Raw genomic sequence first — 17,292 nt, forward strand, 5'->3', positions numbered from 1 at the left:
CATTAGCGCTCTTACAGGGTGGGACGCATGCGCTATAGGTCCGAAGTGAGGCGTGTGGAGCACAAGAGGCCGACACACAGTTTGCCACCTGGGCGGCAGGTACGATTCGCTGCCGCTTGCCGATGTACGGGTATTCGAAGCGGGTGAGGTGCTCATTCGAAGCGTTGGCAACTGGCGTGAACAGAAATGCTGCCGTGTGAAGCGTAAGACCCGTTGGGGGCCCTCAGGCAAACACAAGAACTAGCGGTGTTAGCCGCTTTCTTTTGCCTACTTTTCTTTGCGGCGGCAAAGAAAAGTAGGTGCCGCCCCGCACAGGGGCGACGCGTGAAGCTAGATAACAAATCGCGGATGCCGGCGAAAAGGCCAAAAACACCAGCTCGAAAGCAACTCGCGGATGCCCGCAAAACCACTAGCAAACCCAACAGCCCGCGCAGCCCAAACCTAGACCTACAAAAAGAAAAAGCCGCCCGCAGGCGGCCATCTCCGTGCGGACGCACGCAAAAAACCTTTACTGAACCTTAGCCTTGGACCGAAGGTCCTCCTCAAACGCCTGCAGCTTTTCCTGCTGCATCTGCTGCGCGATCTGAGCCTTCACCTGCTCGAACGGCGGCGGCGGCGTCTGCCGCACATCATCGACGCGGATGATATGCCAGCCAAACTGCGTATGCACCGGCGCATCCGTCATCTGACCTTTCTGCAGCTTCTCCGCGGCAGCGGCAAACTCAGGCACATAAGCCTTCGGATCCGACCAGTCGAGGTCGCCACCATTCTTGCCCGATCCCGGGTCCTTCGAGAACTGCTTCGCGAGGTCTTCGAAGCTCGCGCCAGCCTTGATCTTCGCAATCAGATCCTTCGCCTGCTGCTCGTTGTCGACGAGGATGTGGTGCAGGTGATATTCCTTGCCGCCAATCTGCTTGACCAGCTCGTCGTACTTCGCCTTCACTTCGGCATCCGTCGGCTGGTTCTTCTTCACGAAATTTTCGATCAACGCACGCAGCACCACAGTCTGCTGCGCAACCGCGACCTGCGCCTTGACGTCCGGCTTCGACGGAATCCCTTCGCGGATCGCTTCCTGCATCAGGATTTCACGGTTCACGAGTTCTTCACGAACAGCCTGTTGCAGCTTCGGCGAATCCTGTTGACCCTGCTGCACGAGTTGGGCAACCAGCGCATCGGCACGCGACTTCGGAATCGGTGTGCCGTTCACGACGGCGATGTTCTGTGCGAATGCAGGTGCGGCCGCAAATGCAGCCAGCAAGACCCAGTAGCGGGTGTTTTTCAAGGTCATCGGAAGTTTCCTAACGGGACAGCAAATTGAATTCTTCTGGCGTGTAAGCCGTGATGGCGAGAGCGTGAATGCCGCGCTGCATGGCATCGGCCAGCGCATCATACACCATGCGGTGCCGCGCCACGCGAGCCTTGCCAGCAAAGGCGGCGGCCACGATCGTCACCGCATAGTGACCGCCCGCCGATGCGCCCGCATGACCTGCATGCAGCGCGCTGTCGTCGCGCACGGTGATCGAGTCGACGGGCGCGAGCGCCGCTGTGACTCGCGCTTCGATTAGCGCGAGCCGCTCGGCCGGGCTGGCGTGCAGGAAAACGTCGTCGTTCATGTCACTCTTCCTTCATATACTTCGATAGCCACAAGCTCTGCCCGACGATAAACACGACCAGGCAGCCCGTCGCGCCGAACAGCTTGAAGTTCACCCACGCATCGGTGGAAAAGTTGAACGCGACGAACAGATTGAGAATGCCGAGCAGCACGAAAAAGATCGCCCACACGTAGTTCAGCTGGCCCCAGATGCGATGCGGCAACTGGATCTGCTTGCCCATCATCGCTTCGATCAGGTTCTTGTTGAACGCCAGCGCGGACACCACCAGCGCCACCGAGAACGCCCAGTACAGCACGGTCGGCTTCCATTTGATGAAGGTGTCGTTGTGCAGCACGAGCGTCGCGCCGCCGAACACGGTGACGACCCCGAGGCTCACCCACAGCATCGGGTCGACCTTGCGGTGCCGGAACGCGACCCATGCGATCTGGACGAGCGTGGCGGCGATCGCAACGGCCGTTGCCGTGAAAATGCCCCACACCTTGTACGCGACGAAGAACAGGATGATCGGAAACAGATCGAACAGGAATTTCATTGTCGGGTTGGGAATCCGGAGAGTGTTGGGCGCATCGTGCGCGCTGTCTGCGATGGTTCGGATGAGATCGGCGCATTGGCGGCGAGAGCCAGTCCGATCCGTCCGAAAAGTGCTGGCCACGCCGGCATGACGATCAGACCGCACGCGACGCTATCTGGGCTCGAATTGTAGCGCAGCCGGGTTGATGCAGTTGCAGAAGCCCGTCGACGCGGGCACGCGGGAACGGCCGCCGGCTCACGACGAACAGCTCACTTCCAGCGATGACGCCCAGTCGGGCGGCAGTCCTGCATAAGCTTCATAGTCGGGTTGCTCGTCGAACGGGCGGCGCAGCACGGTCGCAAGGCGTTCCACTTCGGAGAAATCCTTTTCCTTCGCCTGGCGGATCGCCGCCTCGGCCAGGTGATTGCGCAGCACGTATTTCGGATTCACGCGGTTCATCGCTTCGGCGCGCGCGGCGTCATCGCGTGTTTCGTGCGACAGCCGTGCCCGGTAGTCGGTCGCCCAGGCGTCGAACGCGGCGCGATCGAGGAACAGGTCGCGCACGCTCGTATCACCGCTCGCATCGTGCTTCGACAGTTTCGACAGATTGCGGAACGTCAGCGTGAAGTCTGCGCGGTTCGCATGCATGATCTCGAACAGTTTGTTCGCGATCGCGTCGTCGCCTTCGCGTTGGGTTTCGAGGCCGAGCTTCGCGCGCATCCGCGCTTCGAGCGCGGGCGCAAAGCGCGCCTTGAAGCCTTCGAGTACGCGCTGTGCGTCCTGCACCGCGCGCTCGCTGCGCTGCGCATCGTCGTACCGTTCGCCGAACAGCGGCAGCAAACCTTGCGCGAGACAGAACAGGTTCCAGTACGCGATCTGCGGCTGCATCCGGTACGCGTAACGGCCTTGCGAGTCCGAGTGGTTGCAGATGTGATTCGCGTCGAAGCCATCCATGAAGCCGAACGGGCCATAGTCGATCGTCAGGCCGAGAATCGACATGTTGTCCGTGTTCATCACGCCGTGGCAGAAACCGACCGCCTGCCATTGCGCGATCAGATCGGCAGTCGACAGCACGGCTTCATTCAGCAGCGCGAGATACGGATCGTCGGCGTCGCGGCACGACGGATAGAAGCGGTCGATCACCTGATCGGCCAGCGCGCGCAGCGCATCGACACGATCGTTCGCGTAGAAATGCTCGAAGTGCCCGAAGCGCACGAAGCTCGGCGACACGCGCGTGACGACGGCGGCCGTTTCCATCTCTTCGCGGCGCACGGGCTGATCGGAGCCCGTCGCGCAAAGCGCGCGCGTGGTCGGAATGCCGAGGTGATGCATCGCCTCCGAGCACAGATATTCGCGGATCGACGAGCGCAGCACCGCGCGTCCGTCGCCCATGCGCGAATAGGGCGTGCGCCCGGCGCCTTTCAATTGAAGCTCGAAGCGTTGGCCGTCGTGCTCGACTTCGCCGAGCGTGAGCGCGCGTCCGTCGCCCAGTTGGCCCGCCCACACGCCGAACTGATGCCCCGAATACACCGACGCATACGGCAACGACGACGCTGGCCAATCCCGCGTCGTATTGCCCGAAAAGAACTCGGCGAAGCCCGGCGCGCTCGCCAGCGACGCATCGAAGCCGAGCATCGCCGCGACATCAGGCGCGAAGCCGACGACATACGGCGCCGGCAACGGCGCCGCTGGCAGGCGTGTCAGAAAGACGTTCCCGAGCGCGGCGAAGCTGCCTTCGCGCTGGTTGTCGATCGCGCCGGCGGCCGTCGACATGGAACCCGATAACCCTGCATTGCATGGGGAAAACGACATATTGAGCGCCTCTTTATTAACCGATATTGTAATTCCGCGCCTGCCGCGCTGCAGCGCGCGCATCCGAAGCGCATATCGAAGCGTATAGAGAAGCGCGTATCGATGTCGAATAACAACACGAGACAACACAACATCACACCTCTGGGAGACACCCGCGTATGACGACGCCGCTCTATGGACAGATGATGGACGTGCCGCTGACGGTTTCCTCGCTGCTGGCGCATGCGTCCCGCCACTTCGGCACGACGGAGATCGTGTCGAAGCGCATCGAGGGCGACGTGCATCGCTACACGTACCGCGATTGCGAGAAGCGCGCGAAGCAGCTCGCACAGGCGCTGATCGCGCTCGGTGTCGAAGCGGGCGACCGGATCGGCACGCTGGCATGGAATGGCTACCGGCATCTGGAAACGTACTACGGCACGACGGGCTTCGGCGCCGTGTGCCACACGATCAATCCGCGCCTCTTTCCCGATCAGATCGCCTATATCGTCAATCACGCCGACGACCGCTACGTGCTGTTCGACATCACGTTTGCCGCGCTCGTCGATGTGCTCGCGCCGCAGTGTCCGAACGTGCGCGGCTGGATCGCGATGACGGACGAAGCGCACATGCCGCGCATGTCGACGGCCGCGTCGAGCTATGAATCGCTGCTCGCGCAGCACAACGGCGAGTTCGACTGGCCGGAAATCGACGAACGTTGCGCATCCAACCTTTGCTACACCTCGGGCACGACGGGCAATCCGAAGGGCGCGCTTTACTCGCATCGCTCGACGGTGCTGCATGCATTCGGCGCGTCGCTGCCCGATGCGATGGGCCTGTCCGCGCGTGATTCCGTGCTGCCCGTCGTGCCGATGTTCCATGTGAACGCATGGGGCATTCCGCACTCCGCGCCGCTGACGGGCGCGAAGCTCGTGTTTCCGGGCAAGGATCTCGACGGCAAGTCGCTGTATGAACTGATGGAAGCGGAGCGCGTCACGTATTCGGCGGGCGTGCCGACCGTGTGGCTCGGCTTGCTGAACCACTTGCGCGAAGCGGGCGTGAAATTTTCGACGCTGCAGCGTACGGTGATCGGCGGGTCCGCGTGTCCGCCCGCGATGCTCAAGATGTTCCAGGAGGTCTACGGCGTCGAGGTGATTCACGCGTGGGGCATGACGGAGATGTCGCCGCTCGGCACGCTCGCAAAGCTCACATGGGAGCAGTCGCAGCGCTCGCCCGACGAGCAGCGCAAGCTGCGCGAAAAGCAGGGCCACGTGATGTACGGCGTCGACATGAAGATCGTCGGCGACGACGGGCGCGACCTGCCGTGGGATGGCGTCGCGTTCGGCGATCTGCACGTGCGCGGTCCGTGGGTGATCGACCGGTACTTCCGCAGCGATGCGTCGCCGCTCGTCGACGGCTGGTTCCCGACGGGCGACGTCGCGACGATCGACAAGGACAGCTTCCTGAACATCACCGACCGCAGCAAGGACGTGATCAAGTCGGGCGGCGAGTGGATCAGTTCGATCGACGTCGAGAACGTCGCGATTGCGCATCCCGCGGTGGCGGAGGCGGCGTGCATCGCGTGCTCGCATCCGAAGTGGACGGAGCGGCCGTTGCTCGTCGTCGTGAAGCGTCCGGATGCCGATGTGACGCGAGACGAGATGCTCGCGTTCTACGAAGGCAAAGTCGCGAAATGGTGGATTCCCGACGACGTCGTATTCGTCGACGAACTGCCGCACACGGCGACGGGCAAGCTGCAAAAACTCAAGCTGCGCGAGCGCTTCCGCGACCACGTTTTGCCGTCGGCGCTCGACATCGAGAACTGCCCGTTCGATGAGGAAGAAGCGGACGCGGTCCGGCACGCGAGAACCGATCTGTCGTAAACCTCGGGTTTACGCCCATCCAAGCACGCTCGTTCAAAATGAAGTTCAAATTGAACGAGCGTGCTTTTTTGTGTATTCTGCCTGCTATCGCAAACGAACAGCGAATCAGCGGACAATGGTTCGGGTGTTCCCATCCGGGCTGCGCATATCAGGCGCGTCCGCATCGCATGGAGGCAGGCAGATGGCAGTGGACTACACGACACACGACGGCGTCGCCGTCATCACGCTGAATAATCCCCCCGTCAACGGCCTCGGCCTGTCGACGCGCACGGGCATCATCGAAGGCGTAGAGCGCGCGCAGGGCGATCCCGCCATCAAGGCGATCGTGCTGACGGGCGCGGGCAAGGCCTTCTCGGGCGGCGCCGACATCACCGAATTCAACACGCCGAAAGCACTGCAGGAACCGACGCTGATGACGGTCATCAAGGCCGTCGAAGGCAGCGCGAAGCCCGTCGTCGCGGCGATCCACAGCGTCGCGATGGGCGGCGGCCTGGAACTCGCGCTCGGCGCGCATTACCGCGTGGCGACACCCGGCGCGCAGATCGCGCTGCCCGAAGTGAAGCTCGGCATTTTGCCGGGCGCTGGCGGCACGCAGCGTCTGCCGCGCGCGCTCGGGCTGGAAACCGCGCTCAACATGATCGTGTCGGGCGCGCCCGTGATGTCCGAGAAGCTCGCGGGCACGCCGATTTTCGATGCGCTGATCGAAGGCGATCTGATGGAAGCCGCGCTCGCGTTCGCGCGCAAGGTCGGCGCACAAAGCGGCCCGCATCCGAAGATTCGCGATCGCAAGATCGAGCATCCGAACGCGGCGGGCTTCATCCAGTTCGCGCGCAATAGCGTCGCCGCCATCGCGAAGCAGTACCCGGCGCCGCACAAGTGCATCGACGCAGTCGAAGCGGGCGTGCTCGAAGGCTTCGAGCAAGGCATGAAGGTGGAGCGCGAATGCTTCCTCGCGCTCGTGCAGACGCCCGAAAGCCGTGCGCTGCGCCATGCATTCTTCGGCGAGCGCGCGGCAAGCAAAATTCCCGATGTGCCGTCCGACACGCCCGTGCGCGACATCAAAAAAGTCGCCGTGATCGGCGCGGGCACGATGGGCGGCGGCATCGCGATGAACTTCATCAACGCGGGCTTGCCCGTCATGATGCTCGAAACGAAGCAGGACGCGCTCGATCGCGGCATCGCTACGATCCGCAAGAACTACGAGGCGACCGTCAAGAAAGGCAAGCTGACGATGGAAGCGCTCGAGCAGCGCATGGCGTCGATCACGCCGACGCTCTCGTATGACGACCTCAAAGACGCCGATCTCATCATCGAAGCCGTATTCGAAGAACTCGGCGTCAAAGAGCAGGTATTCAAGCGCCTCGACGAAGTGGCAAAGCCGGGCGCGATCCTCGCGTCGAACACGTCGACGCTCGATCTGAACAAGATCGCCGCCTTCACGAAGCGTCCGCAGGACGTGGTCGGCATGCACTTCTTCAGCCCCGCCAACGTGATGAAGCTGCTCGAAGTGGTGCGCGGCAAGGACACGGCGAAGGACGTGCTCGCCACCGTGATGAAGGTCGCGAAGAAGATCAAGAAGACGGCCGTGGTATCGGGCGTCTGCGACGGCTTCATCGGCAACCGGATGATCGAGCAGTACATCCGTCAGGCGCTTTTCATGCTCGAAGAAGGCGCGCTGCCCGCGCAGGTCGACAAGGCCATCGAGAAGTTCGGCTTCGCGATGGGTCCGTTCCGCATGAGCGATCTCGCGGGCAACGATATCGGCTGGGCGATCCGCAAGCGGCGTTATCAGGAGCACCCGGACATGCATTACTCGAAGATCGCCGACCGTCTGTGCGAGACGGGGCGCTTCGGGCAAAAGACGGGTGGCGGCTGGTACGACTACAAGGCGGGCGACCGCAACGCCTATCCGTCGAAGCAGATCGACGAGATGATCGTCGGGTATTCGAAGGAACTCGGCGTCGAACGGCGCAAGCTTTCCGACGATGAGATCGTCGAGCGTCTGGTGTTCGCACTCGTCAACGAGGGCGCGAAGATTCTCGAAGAGGGCATCGCGTCGAAGGCGTCGGATATCGACATGGTCTATCTGACGGGCTACGGCTTTCCGCTGTGGCGCGGCGGCCCGATGCTGTACGCGGATACCGTCGGCCTCTACAACGTCGAGCACGCGATCCGCCGTTATGCGGCGCAACCGAACGGCGACGCCTGGCAGATTGCAGCGGGCATCGTCGAGCGCGCGGCGCAGGGGCGCGGCTTCAATAGCTGAACGCGCACGCACCGCCATCGCGAGACAACAGGAACAGTGATGAAAGATGCCAGTGAAGTTCTGCTCGTCGTCGACGTGCAGAACGACTTCATGCCGGACGGCGCGCTCGCCGTCGCGCGCGGCGACGAAATCGTGCCGCTCGTGAACCAGCTTGCGCGGCGTTTCAGCCATGTCGTGCTGACGCAGGACTGGCATCCGCCGTCGCATGTTTCGTTCGCCGCGAATCACGCGGGCCGCCAGCCGTTCGAGATGATGACCCTGCCGTACGGCGAACAGGTGCTGTGGCCGACGCACTGCGTGCAGAACACGCCGGGCGCGGCGCTGCACGCGGAACTCGACATTCCGCATGCGCGCGCCGTGATTCGCAAGGGGCATCACGCGGGCGTCGACAGCTATTCGGCGTTCCTCGAAGCCGATCGCACGACGCCGACGGGACTCGCCGGCTATCTGCGCGACACGGGCGTGACGCGCGTGTGGTGCTGCGGCCTCGCGACCGACTATTGCGTCGCGTGGTCCGCGCTCGACGCGCGCGCGGCTGGCTTCGAGGTCGTCGTCATCGAAGACGCGACCCGCGCAATCGATCTGAACGGTTCGCTCGACAACGCATGGCGCGAGATGCGCGCTGCGGGCGTCGAACGCGTGCAATCGGCGGACTTGCTTGTCTGAGCCACGCAACGCGAACCACACACACTCTTTGAAATTTGCAGGAGACATGCATGACTGACGCCGTAATCGTATCGACTGCCCGCACGGGTCTCGCCAAATCGTGGCGCGGCGCGTTCAACATGACGCACGGCGCGACGCTCGGCGGCCACGTGACGCAGGCCGCCGTCGAACGCGCGAAGATCGACCCGGCGCGCGTCGAGGACGTAATCATGGGCTGCGCAAACCCCGAAGGCGCGACGGGCTCGAATATCGCGCGGCAGATCGCGCTGCGCGGCGGGTTGCCCGTGACCGTGCCGGGCATGACGGTGAACCGCTTCTGCTCGTCGGGCCTGCAGACTATTGCGCTCGCCGCGCAACGCGTGATGGTCGGCGAGGGCGATGTGTTCGTCGCGGGCGGCGTCGAGTCGATCTCGTGTGTGCAGAACGAAATGAACATGCACATGCTGCGCGAAGGCTGGCTGATGGAGCACAAGCCGGAAATCTACTGGCCGATGCTGCAAACGGCCGAGACCGTCGCGAAACGCTATTCGATTTCGAAGGACCGCCAGGACGAATACGGCGTGCAGTCGCAACAGCGCGCAGCGGCCGCGCAGGAAGCGGGGCGCTTCAATGACGAAATCGTGCCGATGACGGTGCTCGCGGGCATCGCCGACAAGGCAAGCGGCCGCCTGTTCACAAAGGAAGTGACGATTGCCGCCGACGAAGGCATCCGCGCCGACACGACGCTCGAAGGCGTATCGAAGATCCGTACGGCGCTCCCGGGCGGCGTGATCACGGCGGGCAACGCGAGCCAGTTTTCGGATGGCGCGTCGGCATGCGTCGTGATGAACGCGAAGGTCGCGGAGCGCGAAGGCCTGCAGCCGCTCGGTATTTTTCGCGGCTTCGCGGTCGCGGGCTGCGAGCCGGACGAAATGGGCATCGGCCCCGTGTTCGCCGTGCCGAAGCTGTTGAAACAGGCAGGTCTCAAGGTCGATGACATCGGTCTGTGGGAACTGAACGAGGCGTTCGCCGTGCAGGTGCTGTATTGCCGCGACAAGCTCGGGATTCCGAACGAACGCCTGAACGTCAACGGCGGCGCGATTGCCGTCGGTCATCCGTATGGCGTGTCGGGTGCGCGTCTGACGGGCCATGCGTTGATCGAAGGCAAGCGGCGCGGCGCGAAGTTCGTCGTGGTGACGATGTGCATCGGCGGTGGGCAAGGAGCGGCGGGCTTGTTCGAAGTCGTCTGAGCGCGCCTGCGCGTAGCGAGTACCTGGGGAATATGGCAGCCCGCGTGCGGAAGCGCGCGGGCTTTTTTACATCGGCTTTGCCTTACGCGGGCTTTGCCATGCTTCAGTGCTTCGGCATTTTGTGCAAAGCTTCCGCGCGATGGACAGCGCGTTTGCCGCCGTTCTCGCTTTCGACCTCGTAATGCACGTCGTCCTTCGAAGCGGCCACGGTATGACCGTCCCGTTCCGTGTGCGTGGTGATCGCGCGGACGATCTTGCCCGTCGTCATGCCCTGCGGCGTGTTCCAGTTGACGCGATCGCCCGGTTTCAGATCATGTTTCACGCCGCGCTCCCGACAGGTTGAATGCAGGCGGATGGCGCATCCGTTGTTCCCGTTTCCGCTCAATCCTGTGACAGCACGTGGATGACAAATGCCTGTCAGGCACACAATTCGCTGGTCGTTTCACGAACATATCCGCCAGACGATAAGGAGAACAATCATGCGAATGCGGGTTGCTTGCGTAGCTGTCATGGGGACGGTGGCGCTGTCGATCGCATCGGGAGCGGCGTCGGCGCAATCGCAGGCCTACACGAATCAGCCTGTCTACCTGTACGCGGGCCCAGCGCAGGATTACCCGGTCGTCGCGCAATTGCCCGCCGGGCAACCGGTGGCCGTCTACGGCTGCGTGAGCGGCTACACATGGTGTGACGTGGCGATCGCGCAGGCGCGCGGTTGGGTCTATGGCGGTTATCTGACGTATCCCTATCAGGGCAGCAATGTGCCCATCATGACGTACGGGACGGCGATCGGCCTGCCGCTGATTACGTTTTCGATTGGCTCCTACTGGGACCATTACTATCGCGGACGCCCGTGGTACGGCGAGCGTGGCCGCTGGGCGAATCATCCGCCGCCGCCGCACCGTCCGCCACCGCCGCCGCCTGGCGGTAATCGTCCGCCGCCCGGTGGGAACCGGCCGCCGTCCACGTCGCCCGCATCGCCACCTCCGCCTGGGCCGCCTGGCGCTGGGCATGGACATCGGCCTGGGCCGCCGCAACAAGGCGGTCGTCCGCCAGAAGCGCCGCCACAGGAGCAAGGTGGTCGTCCGCCGGGACAGGGTGGCAACCCTCCTGGCCCGCCGCCTGCGCACGAGGGAGGACGCCCACCCGGGCCGCCGCCCGCGCAAGGCGGTGGCCGTCCCCCCGGGCCACCTGCTGCGCCGCCTGCTGCGCGTCCTTCGGGACCGCCGCCCGGCCAGGGCGGCGGACATCCGTCCGGGCCTCCGGGCGGCGGTGGCAACGCCCGGCCGCCAGCGCCTTCAGGACAAGGCAACGAAGGCACGAATCACTGATTGCGAGGCGGGACGCGGCCTTTTTGATGCACTACAGACCGCTCAGGCTGCCCGTCGGCAGCGATAGCGCGCCCTGGTCGGTAAAGCGCGTGCCGCCCGTGATGCCGCCAGCCAGCCGGCCGCGCAACCTATAAGGAAGTTGGCCCGACTGCGCGCTGTCGGCGAATGCGAATGCCTGGCGGACGACGGTGAAGGCGGGCACCGTCAACGGCACGCCGATCACGGTTTCGCCGAAGCGCGGCACGGTGCCGCTCTGATCGCTGACGCCGCTCGCGAACGGCTTGCCGTTCAGGTCGAGTTCGACGGAAACGCCGTTGTAGTCGATCGGCGTTTCGTTCGGGTTCTGCACGCGCAGCTTCAGAGTGAAGCGCATCTCCATTCCCTGGCCCGCAAGCGGCTCGATCCCGGCGACAGTCACGCGCAGCGGATCGCCGCCGAACATACCCGCGCAGCCGCCAAGCGACAGCATCGCGACGAAGAGGAGCAGCAAACGGGCGAAGTGCGCGGCGCGGTCGGCGGTCATGGTCATGATCCTCTCGAAGGGAACGCGTGAATGAGCGCGCGTCGTATGCACTATAGCGGCGCAGGGCGCTGAAGCGGGCGCAATCATGCGCAAAGCCAGACACGCTTTGCCCGTCGCCACGGCGATGAGACAATCGCGGCGCCCTCGGCGCGCGGCCGGTTTGCGCCGCAACAGGACGGCCCGGACGCATGCCAGCGCGTGACGTTTCGTTGTACCGTTCGGCTCGTCCCGGGGGCAAAACAGGCGCACGACAATCCGCATGAAACCGAAAATCGAAACTATCGTTCTTGGCGCCGATCTCGCCGGCACGTCCATCTTCGCGATCGAGGGCGCGGTGGCTGCGATGCACAGCGGCCTCGACCTGCTCGGCGTGATGGTGATCGCGTTCGTCGCGGCGCTCGGCGGCGGCGTGACGCGCGACCTGCTGATCGGCGCGACGCCGCCCAACGCGATCCGCGACTGGCGCTATCCCGCGTTGACGTTCGCTGCGGGCCTGCTCACGTTCCTCTTCCACACCAACGCGCAAGGCTTCCCCGAGTTCTGGCTGATGGTGCTCGACGCGGCCGGCCTGTCGCTGTTCGCCGTCGCGGGCGTCGAAAAGGCGATGCTGTACCGGATCCGCCCGTTCGTCGCGGCGCTGATGGGCACGGTGACGGGTGTCGGCGGCGGCGTCATCAAGGATGTGCTGCTCGCACGCATTCCGTCCGTGCTCGTCACCGATATCTACGCGACGGCAGCATTCTTCGGTGCAGCCGTGGTGCTGATCGCGCGACGCTTCGGACTGTCGCCGGCGATGGCGGGTGTGGCGGGCGGCGTCGCTTGCTTCGTATTGCGCGTGGCTGCCGCAACGCATGGCTGGCATCTGCCGCGCGCGCAGCTCTGACTGCGGCGCGCGCACGCACGCTGCGAGCACCCCGCGCGCGGGACGCCAGGCTACTTCAAACCTCCGACGATCTTTTCCATCTCCGCTTCGCTGAACGCACGCATCGTCGCCGTGCGCACGTTGCCTTGCGCGGCGAGCGCGAGACCGAGACGGGTCGTGGTTTCGTCGTCAGGCGAGTCGAACGAGATCACGAGGTCGTACGCGCCGAGCGTCCAGTTTACCGTGCCGACTGTCACGCCCATCGCCTTGCTGGCTTCGCGAAACGCGCGCGCCCGGTTGACAGTGTCTTTCGCGGTGCGCACACCCTGATCGGTCCAGTTGACCAGCATGAGGTAAGTGGCCATGTTGTCCTCGTGAAGTGAATTCAGATGATCCGCACACGATGCGGCGGCTCCCGGCGAGAGCGACGAACGCATCAACGGCGCGGGCCGTTTTCCATGCGTGCATAAGGCGGCAAAGAGGAAGGAAGACAAGGCGGCCGGGGCGCGGCGAGCTCGCGCGCGGGAGAAGGAATGGCCGCAGGTTGATGGCGCCCGGTTTCGCGTTGCGCGTGACGGCTGCTTGCGCGCACGGCCGGGCTGATTGCCTGAAAAGTATAGGCGACGCCAAGCACCGTGACGCGGTTGATCGCACGGACGTCCTGTGCGTTTGTCCTATGCCGTGCAGCTCGGTTCATCGTCTCGCGCAGTGCAGGTATCATCTGACGAAGCGTGTTTCATGTGTGTCCTGCATGCGCTCCGTGCGGACCGCGACGCAAGGTCAACAGCAAAGGTGAACGTCTTGATTCGTCATATCGTGATGTGGAAGTTGAACGAGGGAGAAGGCCGGACGCGCGAGCAGAACGCGTCGGTGCTGAAGGAAAAACTGGAGGCCTGCCGCGATGCCGTGCCGGGCATCGTGCATCTCGAAGTCGGTATCGCGACACCGGGCCTCGACTCGACTTATGACGTCGTGCTCGTATCCGATTTCACCGACAAGGCAGCGCTGGACGCGTATCAGGTCCATCCCGCGCATCAGGCCGTGAAGGCGTTTCTCGCGCCGATCCGCGAGGCGCGTCAGGCCGTCGACTACGAACTCTGAATCCATATGACCGACTCTTCCAGCAACCAGCTGGTGATCGAAAGCCCGTTCATCGATCACCTCGGTGTTCAACTCATTTCGGCGGGGGACGGCGCCAGCGAAGTCGTGCTGGCGCTGCGTCCCGAACATCTGAACACGTGGGCCGTATCGCACGGCGGCATCACGATGACGCTCGCCGACGTCGCGCTCGCGATGGCCGCGCGCAGCCTCGCTGCGGACGGCGTCGGCGTCGTCACGGTCGAGATGAAGGTGAACTTCATGCAGCCCGGCAGCGGCGAGTTGCGCGCGACGGGCCGCGTGCTGCACCGCTCGACCACGATGGCCTATTGCGAAGGCGAGATCCGCGACAGTGAAGGCCATTTCGTCGCGAAGGCGCTCGGCACGTTCAAGTACATGCGGCGTCTTGCCGTTGGACGCGAAGTGCGACAGCAGCGACTGCGCAGCGATCCGTCGGCGAAGCCGGGGCCGAGCGACGGCTGAACGCCGCGTGTTGCTGCCGGTTCCCTATTTCAACCCATATTTCCGGAGACAAACCCGTCATGAGTCAGATCAATCGTCAGATTCTGCTCGTGTCGCGTCCGCAGGGCGCGGCATCCGCCGACAACTTCAAGCTCGTCGAGACGCCGCTTGCGCCGCTCGCCGATGGCGAGGTGCGCGTGCGCAATCACTATCTGTCGCTCGATCCGTACATGCGCGGCCGCATGAGCGACGCGAAGTCGTACGCGACGCCGCAGCCGCTGAACGAAGTGATGATCGGCGGCACGACGGGCGAAGTCATCGAGTCGAAGAACGCGGCATTCAAGCCCGGCGACAAGGTGGTCGGCATGTTCGGCTGGCAGGAATTCGGCACGTCCGACGGCAAGGGCCTGGGCAAGATCGACGACACGCATGTGCCGCTCTCCGCATATCTCGGCCCCGTCGGCATGCCCGGCGTGACGGCGTGGTACGGCCTGAACCGGATCATCGCGCCGAAGGCGGGCGAGACGGTCGTCGTCAGCGCGGCGAGCGGGGCGGTCGGCAGCGTCGTCGGGCAACTGGCGAAGCAGGCAGGCGCGCGCGCCGTCGGCATCGCGGGCGGTCCAGACAAGTGCCGCTATGTGGTTGAGACGCTTGGCTTTGACGCATGCGTCGACTACAAGGCGGGCAACCTTTATCAGGACCTCAAGGCGGCGACGCCGGACGGCGTGGACGGCTGCTTCGAAAACGTCGGCGGCGAAGGGCTCGACGCGACGCTCGCGCGGATGAACGCGCATGGCCGCATTGCGTTGTGTGGCTTCATCGCGGGTTATGACGGCGCGCCTATGCCGCTCAAGCATCCGGCGTTGTTGCTCACGCAGCGTCTGCTCGTTCAGGGCTTCATCGTCAGCGAGCATATGGATGTGTGGCCGGATGCGCTGAAAGAACTCGGCACGCTCGTCGCGCAGAAGAAGCTGCAGTATCGCGAGACTGTAGCGCAAGGTCTGGAAAACGCACCCGAGGCGTTTCTCGGCATGCTCAAGGGGCACAACTTCGGCAAGCAGCTCGTCAAGCTGATCTGAGTTGGCGCATATCGCAACGCGCCACGCGCAATCGCTGAACGAGGGAAACGGCATGTTCGAGTTCGACGGCAAAGTCGCCGTGATTACAGGTGCGGCGAGCGGCTTCGGCCGCGCGTTCGCGGAAAAGGGCGCGTCGCTCGGCATGAAGCTCGTGCTGGCGGATGTCGACGCGAACGCGCTCGCGCAAACCGTCGATGCATTGCGCGCATCGGGCGCCGATGCCATCGGCGTGCCAACGGACGTGTCCGATGGCGCACAGGTTCAGGCGCTCGCGGATGCCGCGCTCGCGGCCTTCGGCAAGGTTCATCTGCTATTCAACAATGCCGGCGTCGGCTCCGGCGGCTTTCTGTGGGAAAGCTCGGCGAACGACTGGGCGTGGGTATTCGGCGTCAACGTGATGGGCGTAGCCCACGGTGTGCGTATCTTCACGCCCATCATGCTGAAGCAGAACGAGCCGGCGCACATCGTCAATACGGCGTCGGTGGCGGGGCTCCTGTCGCCGCCGTCGATGGGCATCTACAACGCGTCGAAGCACGCGGTCGTCTCGCTGACGGAGACGCTGTATCACGATCTGCAGAATGCGGGCGGCGAGGTCGGATGTTCTCTGCTGTGTCCTGCGTTCGTGCCGACGGGCATCGCCGATGCCGAGCGCGCGCGTCCCGAGTCGCTGCGCAACAGCGTCGAACCCACGCGCTCGCAACTCGCCGCCGACAAGCAGCTACAGCGCGCGGTGCGATCCGGCAAGCTGGGCGCGGCGGACGTCGCAGCGTTGACGTTCGACGCGATCGCCGCGCGGCGCTTCTATATCCTCACGCATCCCGCCATTCTCGAGACGGTGCGCCTGCGGCACGAGGATATCGAGCAGCTGCGCAATCCGACCGATCCGCTGTCGCTCAAACCCGAGGTCAAGGAAGCACGCTAGCGCGCTCGATGCGAGCGCTTCAACGCGCGTTCGTGGCATCATGGCGCGCTCATTCAACCGTCCGGCGCATCTGCGCCGTCGTCCGATCATGCCGCTGAATCCGAAGATCGAGCAGGTGCTCGACATGATCGCGCGCGCAAAGCGCCCCGCGTATCACGATCTGACGCCGCAAGCGGCGCGGGCATCGTACGAGAAAAGCGCGCCGATACTCGAAGTGCCCACGGCGCCGATGTTTTCCGTCGAGGACATCGACGTGCCGGTGCGCGACGGCACGTCGATTCGCGTGCGTCTCTATCATCCCGCCGAGCCGCAATGGGCCAGTCCCGCGCCCGCGCTCGTCTACTATCACGGCGGCGGTTTCACGGTCGGCGGCGTCAACACGCACGACGCACTGTGCCGGATGTTCGCGCGCGACGCGCAGTGCGTGGTGATGTCGGTCGACTACCGGCTCGCGCCGGAGCACAAATTTCCCACCGCCGTCGACGATGCGTTCGACGCGCTCAAGTGGCTGCGCGAGAACGCGCCGCTTTACGGCATCGACGCGAGCCGGATTGCCGTCGGCGGCGACAGTGCGGGCGGCACGCTCGCCACGGTGTGCGCCGTGCTTGCGCGCGACGCAGGCATTCCGCTCGTGCTGCAACTGCTGATCTACCCTGGCACGACAGGCCATCAACAGACCGACTCGCATGAACGCCTGGCGGATGGTTATCTGCTGTCCGGCGACACGATCCAATGGTTCTTCGAGCAATACCTGCGCGATGCCGACGACCGTCACGACTGGCGTTTCGCGCCTCTCGACGGCACGCGCGGCGTGCCCGGATTTCACGGGGTGGCGCCCGCATGGATCGCGACGGCCGAATACGACCCGTTGAGCGATGAAGGCGAAGCCTATGCGCACAAGCTGCGCGAGGCGGGCAATGCCGTCGCGTTCAAATGCTACGCGGGCATGATTCACGAATTCTTCAAGATGGGCGGCTACGTGCCCGACGTGGCCATCGCGCATGCGGACGCGGCGGCGGCATTGCGCGCCGCGTTCGGAATCGAATGAAGGTCAGCGGC

The 17,292-nt window shown here is 64.3% G+C and carries 18 protein-coding genes; 11 read left to right on the top strand and 7 right to left on the bottom strand.

The window, feature by feature from the left end; all coding sequences use genetic code 11:
* Nucleotides 1-508: 508 nt before the first annotated feature.
* The 4 genes from BLT65_RS25345 to BLT65_RS25360 all read right to left on the bottom strand — a co-directional run bounded on the left by BLT65_RS25345 (nucleotide 509) and on the right by BLT65_RS25360 (nucleotide 3,897).
* The gene (locus BLT65_RS25345; RefSeq protein WP_007585921.1) at nucleotides 509-1,288 is read right to left on the bottom strand and encodes a peptidylprolyl isomerase; all 780 of its coding nucleotides are present in this window, start codon (nucleotides 1,286-1,288) and stop codon (nucleotides 509-511) included.
* Nucleotides 1,289-1,298: 10 nt separating this feature from the next.
* A complete protein-coding gene (locus BLT65_RS25350; protein ID WP_007746662.1) occupies nucleotides 1,299-1,613 on the bottom strand; it encodes a BolA family protein in 315 nt (104 codons plus the stop codon).
* Nucleotide 1,614: 1 nt separating this feature from the next.
* Nucleotides 1,615-2,145 (bottom strand): septation protein A, encoded by a 531-nt coding sequence (locus tag BLT65_RS25355; protein ID WP_007585925.1) that lies wholly within the window; start codon nucleotides 2,143-2,145, stop codon nucleotides 1,615-1,617.
* A 234-nt stretch (nucleotides 2,146-2,379) separates the two neighbouring features.
* Nucleotides 2,380-3,897: a protein adenylyltransferase SelO gene (locus BLT65_RS25360; protein ID WP_482811880.1), complete on the bottom strand. Its 1,518-nt coding sequence runs from the start codon at nucleotides 3,895-3,897 to the stop codon at nucleotides 2,380-2,382.
* 197 nt (nucleotides 3,898-4,094) lie between these two features.
* On the opposite strand from BLT65_RS25360, the gene BLT65_RS25365 reads away from it, so the two are divergent.
* The 4 genes from BLT65_RS25365 to BLT65_RS25380 all read left to right on the top strand — a co-directional run bounded on the left by BLT65_RS25365 (nucleotide 4,095) and on the right by BLT65_RS25380 (nucleotide 9,959).
* On the top strand, nucleotides 4,095-5,798 hold the full coding sequence (locus tag BLT65_RS25365) for a 3-(methylthio)propionyl-CoA ligase (RefSeq protein WP_091782352.1): 1,704 nt from the start codon (nucleotides 4,095-4,097) through the stop codon (nucleotides 5,796-5,798).
* 181 nt (nucleotides 5,799-5,979) lie between these two features.
* Complete coding sequence (locus tag BLT65_RS25370) at nucleotides 5,980-8,064, top strand: 3-hydroxyacyl-CoA dehydrogenase NAD-binding domain-containing protein (RefSeq protein WP_091782355.1); 2,085 nt, start codon at nucleotides 5,980-5,982, stop codon at nucleotides 8,062-8,064.
* A 39-nt stretch (nucleotides 8,065-8,103) separates the two neighbouring features.
* Nucleotides 8,104-8,730: a bifunctional nicotinamidase/pyrazinamidase gene (pncA, locus tag BLT65_RS25375; RefSeq protein ID WP_079485684.1), complete on the top strand. Its 627-nt coding sequence runs from the start codon at nucleotides 8,104-8,106 to the stop codon at nucleotides 8,728-8,730.
* A gap of 50 nt (nucleotides 8,731-8,780) precedes the next feature.
* Nucleotides 8,781-9,959: an acetyl-CoA C-acyltransferase gene (locus BLT65_RS25380; RefSeq protein WP_042314168.1), complete on the top strand. Its 1,179-nt coding sequence runs from the start codon at nucleotides 8,781-8,783 to the stop codon at nucleotides 9,957-9,959.
* A 103-nt stretch (nucleotides 9,960-10,062) separates the two neighbouring features.
* On the opposite strand, the gene BLT65_RS25385 is transcribed toward BLT65_RS25380, so the two are convergent.
* Complete coding sequence (locus BLT65_RS25385) at nucleotides 10,063-10,281, bottom strand: hypervirulence associated TUDOR domain-containing protein (RefSeq protein WP_091782359.1); 219 nt, start codon at nucleotides 10,279-10,281, stop codon at nucleotides 10,063-10,065.
* A 157-nt stretch (nucleotides 10,282-10,438) separates the two neighbouring features.
* On the opposite strand from BLT65_RS25385, the gene BLT65_RS25390 reads away from it, so the two are divergent.
* Nucleotides 10,439-11,287, top strand: a complete 849-nt coding sequence (locus BLT65_RS25390; RefSeq protein ID WP_091782362.1) for an SH3 domain-containing protein — start codon at nucleotides 10,439-10,441, stop codon at nucleotides 11,285-11,287.
* Between the two features lie 31 nt (nucleotides 11,288-11,318).
* Here BLT65_RS25390 and BLT65_RS25395 read toward each other — a convergent pair whose 3' ends face one another.
* Nucleotides 11,319-11,810: an LEA/WHy family protein gene (locus BLT65_RS25395; RefSeq protein WP_091782709.1), complete on the bottom strand. Its 492-nt coding sequence runs from the start codon at nucleotides 11,808-11,810 to the stop codon at nucleotides 11,319-11,321.
* 259 nt (nucleotides 11,811-12,069) lie between these two features.
* On the opposite strand from BLT65_RS25395, the gene BLT65_RS25400 reads away from it, so the two are divergent.
* Entirely contained in the window at nucleotides 12,070-12,693 is a 624-nt protein-coding gene (locus tag BLT65_RS25400) for a trimeric intracellular cation channel family protein (RefSeq protein WP_091782365.1), read from the top strand.
* 50 nt (nucleotides 12,694-12,743) lie between these two features.
* On the opposite strand, the gene BLT65_RS25405 is transcribed toward BLT65_RS25400, so the two are convergent.
* A complete protein-coding gene (locus tag BLT65_RS25405) occupies nucleotides 12,744-13,037 on the bottom strand; it encodes a GYD domain-containing protein (protein ID WP_007585937.1) in 294 nt (97 codons plus the stop codon).
* Between the two features lie 436 nt (nucleotides 13,038-13,473).
* On the opposite strand from BLT65_RS25405, the gene BLT65_RS25410 reads away from it, so the two are divergent.
* The 5 genes from BLT65_RS25410 (at nucleotide 13,474) to BLT65_RS25430 (ending at nucleotide 17,281) form a co-directional block, all read left to right on the top strand.
* A complete protein-coding gene (locus BLT65_RS25410; RefSeq protein WP_042314241.1) occupies nucleotides 13,474-13,773 on the top strand; it encodes a Dabb family protein in 300 nt (99 codons plus the stop codon).
* A 6-nt stretch (nucleotides 13,774-13,779) separates the two neighbouring features.
* On the top strand, nucleotides 13,780-14,253 hold the full coding sequence (locus tag BLT65_RS25415) for a PaaI family thioesterase (RefSeq protein ID WP_042314243.1): 474 nt from the start codon (nucleotides 13,780-13,782) through the stop codon (nucleotides 14,251-14,253).
* Nucleotides 14,254-14,312: 59 nt separating this feature from the next.
* Nucleotides 14,313-15,311, top strand: coding sequence for an NADP-dependent oxidoreductase (locus BLT65_RS25420; protein ID WP_091782371.1), 999 nt, complete (start codon nucleotides 14,313-14,315; stop codon nucleotides 15,309-15,311).
* A 52-nt stretch (nucleotides 15,312-15,363) separates the two neighbouring features.
* Nucleotides 15,364-16,233 (top strand): SDR family oxidoreductase, encoded by an 870-nt coding sequence (locus BLT65_RS25425; protein WP_091782712.1) that lies wholly within the window; start codon nucleotides 15,364-15,366, stop codon nucleotides 16,231-16,233.
* Nucleotides 16,234-16,321: 88 nt separating this feature from the next.
* Nucleotides 16,322-17,281 (top strand): alpha/beta hydrolase, encoded by a 960-nt coding sequence (locus tag BLT65_RS25430; protein WP_091782715.1) that lies wholly within the window; start codon nucleotides 16,322-16,324, stop codon nucleotides 17,279-17,281.
* Nucleotides 17,282-17,292: the final 11 nt, after the last annotated feature.

Source organism: Paraburkholderia steynii, assembly GCF_900100565.1.
In the GTDB taxonomy this organism is placed as follows: Bacteria; Pseudomonadota; Gammaproteobacteria; order Burkholderiales; family Burkholderiaceae; genus Paraburkholderia; species Paraburkholderia terrae.

Coding starts and splice junctions, on each gene's coding strand:
- BLT65_RS25345 (WP_007585921.1), bottom strand. CDS start 1,288: ATGACCTTGAAAAACACCCGCTACTGGGTCTTGCTGGCTGCATTTGCG.
- BLT65_RS25350 (WP_007746662.1), bottom strand. CDS start 1,613: ATGAACGACGACGTTTTCCTGCACGCCAGCCCGGCCGAGCGGCTCGCG.
- BLT65_RS25355 (WP_007585925.1), bottom strand. CDS start 2,145: ATGAAATTCCTGTTCGATCTGTTTCCGATCATCCTGTTCTTCGTCGCG.
- BLT65_RS25360 (WP_482811880.1), bottom strand. CDS start 3,897: ATGTCGACGGCCGCCGGCGCGATCGACAACCAGCGCGAAGGCAGCTTC.
- BLT65_RS25365 (WP_091782352.1), top strand. CDS start 4,095: ATGACGACGCCGCTCTATGGACAGATGATGGACGTGCCGCTGACGGTT.
- BLT65_RS25370 (WP_091782355.1), top strand. CDS start 5,980: ATGGCAGTGGACTACACGACACACGACGGCGTCGCCGTCATCACGCTG.
- pncA (WP_079485684.1), top strand. CDS start 8,104: ATGAAAGATGCCAGTGAAGTTCTGCTCGTCGTCGACGTGCAGAACGAC.
- BLT65_RS25380 (WP_042314168.1), top strand. CDS start 8,781: ATGACTGACGCCGTAATCGTATCGACTGCCCGCACGGGTCTCGCCAAA.
- BLT65_RS25390 (WP_091782362.1), top strand. CDS start 10,439: ATGCGAATGCGGGTTGCTTGCGTAGCTGTCATGGGGACGGTGGCGCTG.
- BLT65_RS25395 (WP_091782709.1), bottom strand. CDS start 11,810: ATGACCGCCGACCGCGCCGCGCACTTCGCCCGTTTGCTGCTCCTCTTC.
- BLT65_RS25400 (WP_091782365.1), top strand. CDS start 12,070: ATGAAACCGAAAATCGAAACTATCGTTCTTGGCGCCGATCTCGCCGGC.
- BLT65_RS25405 (WP_007585937.1), bottom strand. CDS start 13,037: ATGGCCACTTACCTCATGCTGGTCAACTGGACCGATCAGGGTGTGCGC.
- BLT65_RS25415 (WP_042314243.1), top strand. CDS start 13,780: ATGACCGACTCTTCCAGCAACCAGCTGGTGATCGAAAGCCCGTTCATC.
- BLT65_RS25420 (WP_091782371.1), top strand. CDS start 14,313: ATGAGTCAGATCAATCGTCAGATTCTGCTCGTGTCGCGTCCGCAGGGC.
- BLT65_RS25425 (WP_091782712.1), top strand. CDS start 15,364: ATGTTCGAGTTCGACGGCAAAGTCGCCGTGATTACAGGTGCGGCGAGC.
- BLT65_RS25430 (WP_091782715.1), top strand. CDS start 16,322: ATGCCGCTGAATCCGAAGATCGAGCAGGTGCTCGACATGATCGCGCGC.